At 63.8% G+C, this 12,909-nt stretch carries 7 protein-coding genes; all 7 read left to right on the top strand.

What is annotated here, in order from left to right:
- The first annotated feature begins 47 nt into the window (after positions 1 to 47).
- Positions 48 to 1,100 carry a type VI secretion system-associated FHA domain protein TagH gene (gene tagH, locus AC04SF_RS00700; RefSeq protein ID WP_488476072.1) on the top strand — a complete coding sequence of 351 codons (1,053 nt, stop codon included), beginning with the start codon at positions 48 to 50 and terminating at the stop codon, positions 1,098 to 1,100.
- A gap of 300 nt (positions 1,101 to 1,400) precedes the next feature.
- On the top strand, positions 1,401 to 2,882 hold the full coding sequence (tssL, locus tag AC04SF_RS00695; RefSeq protein WP_488476071.1) for a type VI secretion system protein TssL, long form: 1,482 nt from the start codon (positions 1,401 to 1,403) through the stop codon (positions 2,880 to 2,882).
- A gap of 22 nt (positions 2,883 to 2,904) precedes the next feature.
- Complete coding sequence (tssM, locus tag AC04SF_RS00690) at positions 2,905 to 6,465, top strand: type VI secretion system membrane subunit TssM (protein ID WP_488476070.1); 3,561 nt, start codon at positions 2,905 to 2,907, stop codon at positions 6,463 to 6,465.
- Between the two features lie 159 nt (positions 6,466 to 6,624).
- Positions 6,625 to 7,404 carry a PP2C family protein-serine/threonine phosphatase gene (locus tag AC04SF_RS00685; RefSeq protein WP_096455160.1) on the top strand — a complete coding sequence of 260 codons (780 nt, stop codon included), beginning with the start codon at positions 6,625 to 6,627 and terminating at the stop codon, positions 7,402 to 7,404.
- On the top strand, positions 7,404 to 9,953 hold the full coding sequence (locus AC04SF_RS00680; protein WP_488476069.1) for a serine/threonine-protein kinase: 2,550 nt from the start codon (positions 7,404 to 7,406) through the stop codon (positions 9,951 to 9,953). The genes AC04SF_RS00685 and AC04SF_RS00680 overlap by 1 nt, the downstream gene beginning before the upstream one ends.
- A 108-nt stretch (positions 9,954 to 10,061) precedes the next feature.
- Entirely contained in the window at positions 10,062 to 10,472 is a 411-nt protein-coding gene (locus AC04SF_RS00675) for a DUF1036 domain-containing protein (protein ID WP_488476068.1), read from the top strand.
- The gene (locus AC04SF_RS00670; RefSeq protein ID WP_488476067.1) at positions 10,469 to 12,886 is read left to right on the top strand and encodes a M23 family metallopeptidase; all 2,418 of its coding nucleotides are present in this window, start codon (positions 10,469 to 10,471) and stop codon (positions 12,884 to 12,886) included. The genes AC04SF_RS00675 and AC04SF_RS00670 overlap by 4 nt, the downstream gene beginning before the upstream one ends.
- Positions 12,887 to 12,909 lie beyond the last annotated feature (23 nt).

Here is a 12,909-nt window from a genome sequence, read left to right as displayed (position 1 = left end):
AACTGCTAGAATGTGGAGTATCGATCAGTGTTCGGTGGCGATCCTGGATGTATATCAGTCTGCAAATCAACAATGTCGACGCCTTGCCGCCTGGCCTCTCGACCGGCTACGCGGCGCGGGATCGCAGTTTCGAAGTCGGACGCGATGCCTGCGACTGGACCTTGTCGGACCCCGACAAGTTCATCTCGGGACGGCATTGCGAGGTCCGCTACGAGGCAGGCGCGTTCTGGCTGCACGACGTCTCGCGCAACGGAACCTACATCAACGGATCAAACCAGCGCATGACCGGCCCGCATCGGCTGGCCAATGGCGACCGGATGCTGATCGGCCGCTATGTCATCTTCGTCTCGATCGACGAGGAGCGCGCCGCGACAGGTCATCCCGGCCACGGTGCAACGCAGCGCGAAATGCCGGTCGCGGCAGGCCGGCCCCTGGAATTCGGAGATGGGCCGTTCTTCGATCCCGTGGCGCAACGGTCCGGGCAGCGCGTTTCGGCATCGACGTTCCCGTCGCAACCGCCCCTGCCCTCGACCAGGGACGAAGTGCTGCGGGAAATCGCGATCGCGGCCGGCATCTCGCCGGAATTGCTGCAGTCGCGCGACCCGCATGAAGTTGCCGCCGAAATCGGCGCGGTGCTGCGCACGGTGGTCGAGGAACTGACCTTGCTGCTCAAAGCGCGCGCGGCGGCGAAAATGCTGGCCAAGAGCACGCAACGAACGATGATCAGCGCCGCCGACAACAACCCGCTGAAGTTCGTTCCGGGAACCGACGACATCCTCGAGATCATGTTCGCACGGCGCCGGGCCGGCTATCTCGATGCCAGGCGCAGCATCGAAGATGCATTCCGCGATCTCAAGACGCACGAATTCGCCACCTATGCCGCCATGCAGGCCGCGCTGTCGCGGCTGCTTGACGACCTGTCTCCCGAAGCGATCGGAAGAAAGCTTCCGCCGACGTCGTTCTCGTCGAAGAAGAGCCAGGCCTGGGACGCTTTCGTCGCGACATGGCGAACCATGGAGGAAGCGCACGAGAACGGCATGCTGGACATATTCCTGGCCTATTTCAGCGAAGCCTATGCCAAAGCCGACAAGCAGAAATAGGCGCCTCCGGCGAGCCGTGGCGCCGCAGCCGAAGAAGACACTTCTTCGGTGCGCGGCATCCGGTTCCAATCGAGAGTTTCTGAGATTACGATCGCGTACGACAATTCGCCAAGCGGGTAAGCCTGATCGACCTGGGGGTCTGCGGCAAATGTCATCTTACGGCGGGATAGTAAGGAGTAGCCGACCGTCCTCAAGACACTGCCCTGCTCCGCGGGGTTCGCCCTTGCTTTACCTGACCGCGAACCGCCTTGCGCCTGTCCGGCAAGAACGCGGGCGCCGGGCGCGGATGGACGATCGGCGATGAACTCGAAGGACGATCCTTTCGGCCCGGCGGGCAAGACCGTCATTCGCGCCACGCCACGGCGCGAGCGAAAGCCGGCGCCCGTCCCTCAGGAGCCCGTCGCGGATGGCGGCCAACCCTCGCCGATCAAGGAATCGACCGTCTTCGATCCCGGCATCGGCCGGCATACGCCGCCCGGCTGGACATCCGGGACCGTGCTTTATCAGGGAACGCCTTCCGCGGCGGCTCCGGCTTTGTCGCAGGAGACCCTGCTCGATGTCACGGACAGCGTCCGATATTCCGCGGCAAACCCGATCCTTGCCGCGGCCGCACCATTGCTGATGCTGTTCGGCCAGCTCAGGCTTATCCCCGTCGAGAGACAGGCGGAGCCGTTGGCCGACCATGTCACCGAGGCGATCGACAAGTTCGACAGGGCACTGGAGAAGGCAGGCGTTGCCGAAGAGGATGCGCGGATTGCGAAATTTGTCCTGTGCGAAACCGCCGACGATCTCATCGGCAACCTGCCCTGGCCGCGCAAGGACACCTGGGCACAGCACAGCATGCTGTCGCAGTTCTTCCACGTCGAGCCCGACGGCACGGGCTTTTTCGAAGCGCTGAACAAGGTCCTGGCCAGTCCGGAGGCCCATTACGACCTGCTCGAACTGATGCATGTCTGCCTGTCGCTGGGGTATGAGGGGCAGTATCGCGGCCTGACACGCGAGGACAGCAATCTCGAACGTGTTCGGCGCGACGTCTACGAAACGCTTCGCTATTTCAGGCCGCGCGCGGACGAGGACATCTCGCCCCGCTGGCAGGGCCTGGCGACGACGATGACGCAGTCGTGGACACGCCTGCCGCTCTGGGCCATCGCGGCAGCGGCGTCGGCACTGCTGACGGCGACATTTTTCGCCTTGCGGGTCTTCATCACCAATGAAGGCGACGCCACCGCTGGTGAATTGCTGGCCCTCAACCCATCGACGCCGATCGCCATCGAGCGTGCCAGCGTGGCGCCGTTGGCCGAACCGGTGAAAGTCACCCCTCCCGCAGCCACGACCACGCAGATCGATCGCATCCGCGCAGCACTGGCCAAGGACGTCGAAGCCGGCGGGCTGACCGTCGGCACGAAGGGTGACTTCATCGTGGTGGAAATCAGCAATGTCCTGCTATTCCAGTCCGGCAGGGCCGATGCGAAACCGGAGTTCCAGCCCATAGCCGCTGATATCGCCGCCGCCCTGGAACCCGAGCGCGGCCCCATCAGGATCGTCGGCCATACGGACAATGTGAAGCCGCGCAAATCGGGCCCGTTCAAGTCCAACTTCGATCTTTCCGTCGCCCGGGCGAAGGCCGTCGAGGCCATGATGGCGCCGAAGTTCAGCGATCCATCGCGACTGACGGTGGATGGCAAGGGCGAGGACGAGCCGATCGCCGACAATGCAACGCCGGAGGGCCGCGCCAAGAACCGCCGTGTCGATGTGATGATCGCCAAGGAGGAGACATTGTGAGCCGGGGCGGTTGGGAGCGGCCATGACGCGTTGGCTGCTGCGGATATTCAGCATGATCGCGCTGGCCGGTTTTTCGGCGGCCGTGTGGTTTGCCGGACCTTTGATCCGCTTCGCCGACAGCCGTCCTCTCGGGCCTGTCTGGCTGCGCGCCACAATCATCGGCGTGATCGTGGCGGCCGTGACGCTCTTCTATGGATTGCGTTTCTGGCGGATGCGTAAGGCGCAAAAGGCGCTGGAGACCGCCATTGCCCGCAACGACGACAGGGATAGCGACTCGCAGGTGCTCGAGGCGCGGATGAACGAGGCGATCGCCGCGCTCAAGAGGTCGAGCGGCAAGCGCAATTTCCTTTATGAGATCCCCTGGTACATCATCATCGGTCCGCCCGGCGCGGGCAAGACGACGGCACTGGTCAATTCGGGCCTGAATTTTCCGCTGGCCGGTTCAGGTGATGCCCAGCCGGTCGCCGGTGTTGGCGGAACACGCGCCTGCGACTGGTGGTTTACCGACGAGGCCGTGCTGATCGACACTGCCGGACGCTACACGACGCAGGATTCCAATGCCCAGAGCGACAGTAAGAGCTGGCTCGCCTTCCTGGCGCTGCTCAAGAAGTACCGCACGCGGCAGCCGATAAACGGCGTCATCCTGGCGATCAGCCTTGCCGATCTCATCGGCCTTGACGACCGGCAGCTTGACGCCCACGTCGCCGAGATCCGCAGCCGCCTGCGGGAAATCCACGAGACGCTGAAAATCCAGTTTCCGGTGTATCTGCTGTTCACCAAGGCCGATCTTGTTGCCGGCTTCATGGATTACTTCGGCGGTTTCGACGAGCCGCGCCGCCGCAAGATCTGGGGCGCGACATTCCAGACCGCCGATCGCACCAGGAACATGGCGGCCGAGGCTCCGGCCGAATTCGACGCGCTGGCAAGACGCCTGATCGAGGAGATGCCCGACCGCCTTCAGGAAGAGGCCGACCCGGCCGCGCGCATATCGGTCTTTGGCTTTCCGGCGCAGTTCGGGGCGCTGAAGGGCCGAATTGCGAATTTTGTCGCCGGCCTGTTCGATCCGGGCCGCAGCCAGGTGAATGCCAGCCTGCGCGGCCTCTATTTTTCGTCAGGCACGCAAGAGGGAACGCCAATCGACCAGGTGTTGGGCGCGATCGGCCGCAGCTTCGGCAGCGATTCCCGCGCCCATCTTTCCGGAACCGGCAAGAGCTTCTTTCTGCACGATCTGCTGACAGGTGTCATTTTTGCTGAATCCGGCTGGGTCTCGTACGACAAGTCGGCTGCAAGACGTGCAGCGATCGCCCGATTTGCCGGGCTTAGCGCCATCGCGTTGATCGCCGCGGCGGCCCTCGGCACCCTGGCCCTGAGTTTCACCGCCAACAGGTCGCTGATCGCCTCGACCACACAGGGCATGGGCCAGTATCGCACGACGGCGGATACGCTGCTCAAAAGCACCGAGGTCACCGATGTCGACCTCGAAAACGTCATCGGCCCGCTCGACCAGTTGCGCGACCTGCCGGCCGGGTACGAAACCGGCGACGTGCCGACACCGATCGAGGAGACATTCGGCCTCAGCCAGCGGGAGCGACTGCTTTCGGCATCCAAAACGGCCTACCGGCAAGCGCTCGAACGCATGTTCCGATCGCGCCTGCTGATCCAGGCCGAACGGACGATCCAGGCCAAGATGGCCGATCCCGCCGCGCTCTACGAACCGTTGAAAATCTATCTGATGCTCGGCGGCAAGGCGCCGAAGGTCGACGACGCGCTGATCGTTTCGTGGATGAAGCAGGATTGGGAACAAAACCGCTATCCGGGCGAAAACAACCGCGCGGGACGCGAGCAGCTCGAAAAGCATTTGCGCGCCATGCTTGCCCTGGATGACGCCTATGATCCGGTTTTCGAACTCAACCAGCCACTCGTCGAAGCCGCGCAACGTTCGCTCGGGCGCATGAGCCTTGCCGACCGCGCCTCTGCATTGATCAAGTCGGCGGTCTATTCGGCAGCGCTGGATGATTTCTCGGTTTCCGTCAAAGGCGGACCGGAAGCGCAGCTGCTGTTCGAGCGTGTCGACGGCGGCGATCTGTCGGGCCTGCGTGTTCCCGGCCTGTTTACTTATGCCGGCTTCAACCATTTCTATCTCGGACAGCTCTCGCATATTGCGCAGATGCTGGTCGACGACCAGTGGGTCCTCGGCGGCGGCGGTGAGCAAGGCGGCATCGACCAGGCGTTGCTCAAGCTCGGCCCCGAACTTCTCGATCGTTACGGGAAGGAGTTTGCAACGGCGTGGAACAGCGTTCTCGACGCGTTGAAATTCAAGGCGATGCTGAAGGACAAACCGCACTATGTCGTGCTTTCCGCCGTCGCCTCGCCAAGCTCGCCGATCGAACAGCTGTTTACGGCGATCGCCGAGGAAACCGCCCTGACGCGGAACGCTGCTTCCGGCCAGGACTCAGCCACCGGAGTTGAGGCCGGCACGCTTCAAAGCCAGTCGCAGGACGCGGCAAAGATGGCCAAGGGCCTGGCGCGCATCGGCATACAAATCGCCACCGGAAAATCGCAAAGCCGTGCCGGCACGGGATCCGCGGCAGCGCAGAACCAGAATCCCGGGGCCAATATCGAAGCGCAGTTCAAATCGTTCCAGGCCCTGGTGAGCGGCCCTGCCGGACACCGCCCGATCGATGCCTTGACCCAGAATTTCCGCGAGATCTACCAGAGCCTGCAACTGGCGACCGACGTTCCTTCCCAGACGGAGCGCGTCAACGCCAATCTGCAGCTGCAGATCGCCACCCTTCGCGCCAATGCCTCGCGACTGCCCAAGCCACTCGCCAGAATGATCAATGCGACGGCGAACGAGTTCGAAGGCAACGTCACCGAAACCTCCGTGGCGAATTTGAACCAGATGCTCGACCAGGCGGTCACGGCGCCCTGCGAGGCGGCGATCAACGGCCGTTATCCCTTCGCCGGCAATGGCGAGGACATGGCGATGGCGGATTTCGCGAAACTATTCGCCCCGGGCGGGCTGATGGACCGGTTCTTCGCGCAAAATCTCGCATCGCTGATCGACATGAGTGGTCAGGACTGGAGCTGGAAACAGGATGCGCGCTTCGGCCGCGACCTGTCGAAATCGACGCTGAAAAGCTTCCAGCAGGCGGCAGAAATCCGCAGCGCGTTTTTTCCCCAAGGCGGTTCGCTGCCCTCGGTCAGCATCACCTTCACGCCGTTCTCACTGCATGGCGATGCCGATGCGGCGGTGCTCGATGTCGATGGTCAGACGGTCCAGAGCAACCAGGCGAGCAATGCGCCAAGCATCGTGACCTGGCCGAGCGGAGCGGCCTCAGGATCCGCCAGTCTGAGCCTGACGCCGGAGATGCCGGGCCGCGACTCCAGCATCAAGTTCGAAGGGCCATGGGCGCTGAAGCGGCTCATGGACAAGGCGACCATCACCGGTACCGACAGCAATATCCAGGCGCGCTTCGTGATCGGCGGGCGCGACGTCACCTATACGATCCAGACCGGCTCCGGCCCCAGCCCCTTCCTGCTTCCGGCATTTTCCGATTTCAGCTGTCCGAAGGCGTTTTGAGATGGGTTTCGCGCTTCTCAACGCGTCGACATCCTGCATGAGCCTCAGGCGCCCGGACCTTAATTTCGATACTTTAATGGTCGAGCCTGTGGCAGACTGGCACGAGCGAGCGCCGGGCAGTGCGCCGCAGAGGACGCTTGAGAAGCGTTTGGTGGCAAGGTGAGCGATGTCGCCCTTCCCTTTGACAGCTTCGGCGTGAGCCACAAGGGCTGTGTCCGCGAGGTCAACGAAGACAACTACCTGCTCGAGCCGCAAACCGGGCTTTGGGTGGTGGCCGATGGAATGGGCGGGCATGATGCCGGAGAGGTCGCCTCGGCCAGCATTGTCGACCACCTGGCCACGATCGGCATTGCAAGCTCGGCTCCGGATCTGCGGGCGCGCTTCGAGGACAGGCTGAGCCGGGCCAATGCCGAGATCCGCAGCATATCGGAATCGCGCGGCATAACCATCGGCTCCACCGTCGCCGCCCTGTTGGCGATGGACGGACGGTTTGCCTGCCTATGGGCCGGCGACAGCCGGGTCTACCTGATCCGCAACGCCTCGATCTCGCAGATTTCGAAAGACCACACCGAGGTGCAGGAACTGCTGGACCGAGGCATGATCAGCGCGGCCGAGGCGCTCACCTGGCCACGCCGCAATGTCATCACGCATGCGGTCGGCGTCAGCGACGACTTCGTCATCGATTTCCAGCAGGGCGAACTGATGCCGGGGGACATTTTCGTGCTGGCCACCGATGGGCTGACGGCACATGTCACTGACGCGGAGATCGAGGCCGCGGTGGTGTCGGCAACACCTCAGGCGGCGTGCGAAAATCTGCTGGAAACGGTGCTGGCGCGGGGCGGAACCGACAATGTCACCATTGTGCTGGTGAAGATTGGAAACGGGCGCAATGGACAGTCGCTCCACCCTGATCTGTCCAGAGCGGAGGACCGAGGCTGATGAGCGCCGACGACAAGACGCGAATTTCGCCGCAGCTGGCCAACACCGGTGTCGGTACGCAGCTCAGCGGCATCTACGAATTGGACGAGCGGATTGCATTTGGCGGCATGGGTGAGGTCTATCGCGGCCACAACATCCAGACCGGAGACCACGTCGCGATCAAGATCGTGCTGCCCGAATTTGCCCGTGACCAGACGATCCTGTCCTTGTTTCGCAAGGAGGCCTCGATCCTCAACCATCTGTCGCATGACGCGGTCGTGCGATACCATGTCTTCACCATCGATCCCGGGATCGGCCGTCCCTATCTCGCCATGGAATTCGTCGACGGCGAGTCGCTGTTCGACATCATGCGCCGTGGGCCGATGCCGACGGAAGCGGTGCGCAAGCTTTGCCATCGCCTGGCATCCGGCCTGAGCGCCGTGCATCAGGCGGGAGCAATCCATCGCGACCTCTCGCCCGACAACATCATCTTGCCGGGGGGCCGGGTCGACCGCGCAAAGATCATCGATTTCGGCATAGCGCGATCGGCGACCGTGGGCGGAGAGACGCTGATCGGCGGCAAGTTCGCCGGAAAGTACAACTACGTTTCACCCGAACAGCTCGGGCTGTACAGCGGCGACGTCAGAGAACAGTCCGACATCTACAGCCTTGGGCTGGTGCTGGCCGCCGCTCTGCGCGGCAAGCCGATCGACATGAGCGGATCACAGTTCGAGATCATCGAGAAGCGCCGGACCGTGCCTGATCTCTCCGACATCGACGAGGATTTCCGTGGCATCGTCGAAGCCATGCTGCAACCGGATCCGCAGGACCGGCCGGCCAGCATGGCTGATATCGCCAGGATGACGCGCGACGAAGACGAAGCAACAACGCCGCCGGCATCCAGGACACCCCGCGAGCGGCCGGCTTTGCCACCGGCCGGGCAAACCCTTGTTCCTGATCCCAAGGCGCAGCCATCCAATGTCGCGGGGCATAGCGCGCCGACAGCAACAGGCCCGGGCGAGCAACGCTTCGTCCCGCATGTCCGGCCCGCGCATCTGTCCGAACCGCAGCGTCAAGCGCCCCCCAGCCCGTCCCGTGCGGCCGCACCTAATGTCGCCAGAAAACCCACGAGGACCGGAACCATTGCGATCGCTGCCCTGGCGACGCTGGCTGTCGCCTCAGGCGCGGGCCTTTACCTGAGCGGTTTCATGACGCCGGCGCCGCCGACCATCGGCAAGACGTCGCTTTCACCCGAACCATCAAAGCCCGCACCGGAGACGTCAAAGCCGATCCCGGCGGACAAAGTCACGAGCGCCCCGGAGCCGGCAAAGCCCGTTCCATCAGCGCAGCCGCAGGCCAGCGAAGCGCCGGCTGAAAGCCAGCCGGAGGCGGAGGCAGCCCCAAAGCCGCAGCCGGCCAAGCCAGCCGAACTCCCCTCGCAGACCGAGGAGCCTCCGAAGCCACCGGCGATGGCAGCACAACCGCAAACGGAGGCCAGTGCACCACCAGCTGGAAGCCAGACCGTGCCGGCGCAGGAGCCGGCGAAGCCCGTTGTTCCCCCGCAAACCGAGGCACCCCTGAAGCCGTCGGTAACGACCACGCAGCCGTCCGCAAAGACACCCCCGGCTCCCCAGCCGGATACGATGGCCAGCAACAGTCAAATGTCGGCTCTGGCGCCTGAGACGACCGCTCCAGCCGCGAAAGTCTCAACGCCGCCGCCGGGCCAGCCAGAGGCCGTGGAGACCCCGAAACCCAAGCCACAGATCAGCCAGCCGGCAGCGCCCAAGGCGACCGTGCCGGCGCCCAAGCCCACCGCGAGCCAGACGGATACCGCGAATGCCGAGGGCCAAAACGTCTCATCCCCGCCAGCCAAACAGCCGGACCAGGCTGTCGTCGCGTTAAATGTGCCCAAACCAGCGATCCCCCCGGTCGTCGACGACATCGCGCAACGTGTCTCCTGGGTTCGCGACTTCGGCGGCGGCGACTGTTTCTATGCCACCATGACGTCGTCAGCCGAGAACGCCGCCGCGATCGAGGGTTTTGGCACGGCGGTGCAACCATTCGAACGGATGCTTGGCGATTTCCAGGCGAAATTCCATGTCGAGCCGGACATCAGCGTCCGCCTCATCGAGCCGAGCCAATGCGAGGTCACCAATTTTCTGCACTTCCTGGGGCAGAGCGCGGCCGACAAGCCGCAGCTCGTTCTCGACCGGACATCGGTGCCTGACGGCACCCCGATCAGCGGCACGCTGGTGACGCGCGGCGGGCTCATTTCCAGCGTGCTGCTGATCGATCACAAGGGCATGGTGTTCAATCTCGATGACCGCATCGTCGCGCAATCGGACAAGGCCACCTTCAGCATTCCGATCGGCCTCGGCGCGGCCGACAAGGCCACTGGGAAGGCCGTGCCGCAGATCATCATGGTGATCACCGGCCCGCAGGATATCCAGGCGGCGGCCATCTCTACCCCGACACCAGCCTCGGTGGTGCTGCCCAAAATTCTCGAGGAGATCGAGACCGACGGATCGCAATTTTCAGCCACTGCCAAGTATTTCCGGCTCGGCGGATAGCATGGACGCCCGATGGAACTCCGCCGCGCGTGTTTGCCTCACTCGTCTGCCGACCTGCCGATAGAGCAGCGTGATCCGGCTCGAGCCCTGCTTGCCCTGACGGGCTGCATGAAGCTTGCAATCATGGCGGGAGCGGCGCTGCTGGCCGTGCTGGTGTCCAGCGAAGCGCGCGCCGAATTCACGGTCTGCAACCAGACACTCGACGTCGTCAATCTGGCGGTCGGCCAGAAGATCGACAATGCGGACCAGACCGACGGCTGGTGGACCATCGGCGCCAATCAATGCGTGAACGTCATCCGCGAGGAACTGACGAACCGCTACATCTACATCTATGCGACTGACGTGTTCGGCCATGCGATCCTGACCGGGTCGACCGAGATGTGCATCGAGCGGCGGCGGTTTTCGATCCGCGGCATCGATGAATGCTGGCAGCGCGGCCATATCGCGGCGCAATTTCTCGAAGTCGATACGCTTGAACAGGTGCGGTGGACCTTCTTCCTGACCGGAAGCAACCCGTGACGCACAGTATCGACACCAGCTTCAGAGAGAAAAAACAGGCGCGCGCCGCACTGCGCAGGCGCACGCTTTGGCGCAGGGTGATTGCCGGTTTCGCCGTCATCGTCCTGCTGTCCATCGCCGCCGGTTTCTACTTCACTGCGGACTATTGGTCCTTCGGTGACGAAAACGAAGAATTGCACGCGGTTGAAGGTTCGGACGATGTGCCAGCCGATGCATCCGTCTATGTGCCCGCCATCATCGACCTGGCGGGAGATCCGATGTGGATCACGCTTGCGCCCGATGCAGACACGGCAAGCAAGGGCCATACGGTGGCGCGCCCGACCGAGCTCGACAGTTCCGGCGCCTCGCCGCAGATCGCGATCCTCTCCGACGTGATGCTGAGTGCCAGCGAAAAGTTCATGACCACGATCCCGTCGACGCAGGAGGACTTCGCGTTCTTCCAGGCACAGCGGCGGACCGCTCCGATGTCTCCGGCTGCTGCGCCCACCGAGCAGGCCGCTCCACCCGCCCCGGCTGCGGCACCGGACGACCAGCAGGGCGACCTGAACAATGAGCTTCAGGCGGCACCCGATGCGAGCGAGGCCCCGGCCGGTTCGGCGCCCAAGGCGGATGCCGACGACCCGGAGGCCGGCTGGGGGGAGACCATCGATCAGGGCGAGGCAGCGCTGCCCGCCTTCAAGAAGACCCAGATCGAGAACAATACGACCGTCGCAACCGTGACCAGCGAGTACCAGCGCTTCGAGGCGACCGAAGACACGTTCGTGAAGATCCTCAACGACCGCAGCCTCGACAGCGTTGCGCTCGATGCACATTTCTCCGCCGACGATGCGAAGCTGGCGGGCGAAGCGCTGAAGGCGCTCTTCAACCGCGACGGCCTGGAAGCGGGCTATGTCGTTGCCATGCGCGGATTCCGGCCGAACCGCGAGACGACGACGATGTCGCTCATGCAGGTTTCGATCTACGCCAAGAATGTCTTTGTCGGCACGCTGACGCGCAACGCCGCGGGCGCCTTCGTGTCGGGTGTCGATCCCTGGGTTCGCGAGGACCTGTTCAACTATTCCGGTACCGATCAAGGCGGGCCCAAGCGGCAATACCGCCTGCTTGACGCGATCTATTCGACGGCCGCGCGCAACAAGGTTCCGACCGGCGTCATCGGCGAGGCGATCATGTACCTGTCGCGAGGACAGGACCTCGACGCCTTCGCCAGCGAGGACCAGCGGCTGGTGCTGATCTACTCGCAGACGCCGCGCGGCAAGGACGAGACGTCCGGGCGGGTGCTTTATGTCGGCGTCCAGGGCGGTGAGAAGACCATCGACTGTTTCGTCTTCCAGCAGAGCGACGGCCAGTTCGCCTGCGTCACCGGCAATGACGAGGTGCGCGCGCTGAGTGTCGCCAACGGCATGGTCACGCCGGTGAACGGGGTGATGACCTCGACCTTCGGCCCGCGCAAGCACCCGATACTCGGCGTCGTTCGCATCCACAAGGGTGTCGATTGGGCAGCCCCTGTCGGCACGCCGATCATGGCGGCCTTCGACGGCGAGATCAACTTCCAGGGCGATGGCGGCAGCTATGGCAATCTTGTGAAGATTTCGCATGCGAACGGGCGCGAGACGCGCTACGCGCATATGCAGAAATTCGCCATTGCGAGCGGCGTCGGCACCAAGGTGAAGGCCGGCGACGTCATCGGCTATATCGGCACCACCGGGCTTTCGACCGGCCCGCACCTGCATTTCGAGCTCTACCAGAACGGCGAGGCGATCGATCCGCTGGGGACGGCTCCCATGGTCGCCACTTATGACACTGGCAGTTCCGGCAATTCCGGCGATGTCGCCGTCGAAACGCTGACCGAGCGGATCGTTCATGTCGAAAGCGGCGGCAGCGCCCGCGCCAAGAACCCGAATTCGTCGGCAACCGGCGCCGGCCAGTTCATAACCAAGACCTGGATCCGGATGATGAACACCTATCGCCCGGAACTTGCACGCACGCTGTCGACCGCCGACCTCTTGGCCCTGCGCTACGACGCCACCATTTCGCGTGAGATGGTGCGCAATCTGGCGCGCGAAGGCGAGGCCTATCTGCGGGCGCGCGGCCACCAGATCACGGCCGGCCGGCTCTATCTCTGCCATTTCCTCGGCATGGAAGGCGCGCACCAGGTGCTGTCGGCGCCAGGTTCGGCGCAACTGAGCGCCGTGCTGGGCGCGGCCGTCATCCAGGCCAACCCGTTTCTCACCGGCAAGACAGCCAGCTATGTGGTGGACTGGGCCGAAAGGAAGATGGGCCAGAAGCTGAGCCGCGTTGCCACCGACGCCACCCCGCCGCCGACGACCACGGAGATCCGCCAGACGTCGCCGGAGTTCGAAAAATACAAGCAGGCCGTCACCGCCCTCATCGGCTCGATTCAGAATACGCTTTGAATCTGCCCGTCGCGGCATTGGTC

Source organism: Mesorhizobium sp. CNPSo 4671 (genome assembly GCF_057784245.1).
This window is presented reverse-complemented; position numbering and strand designations above follow the sequence as displayed.

Bases quoted from the DNA above. Each gene is read 5' to 3' on its own strand.
- tagH (WP_488476072.1), top strand. From the start codon at position 48: ATGTATATCAGTCTGCAAATCAACAATGTCGACGCCTTGCCGCCTGGC.
- tssL (WP_488476071.1), top strand. From the start codon at position 1,401: ATGAACTCGAAGGACGATCCTTTCGGCCCGGCGGGCAAGACCGTCATT.
- tssM (WP_488476070.1), top strand. From the start codon at position 2,905: ATGACGCGTTGGCTGCTGCGGATATTCAGCATGATCGCGCTGGCCGGT.
- AC04SF_RS00680 (WP_488476069.1), top strand. From the start codon at position 7,404: ATGAGCGCCGACGACAAGACGCGAATTTCGCCGCAGCTGGCCAACACC.
- AC04SF_RS00675 (WP_488476068.1), top strand. From the start codon at position 10,062: ATGAAGCTTGCAATCATGGCGGGAGCGGCGCTGCTGGCCGTGCTGGTG.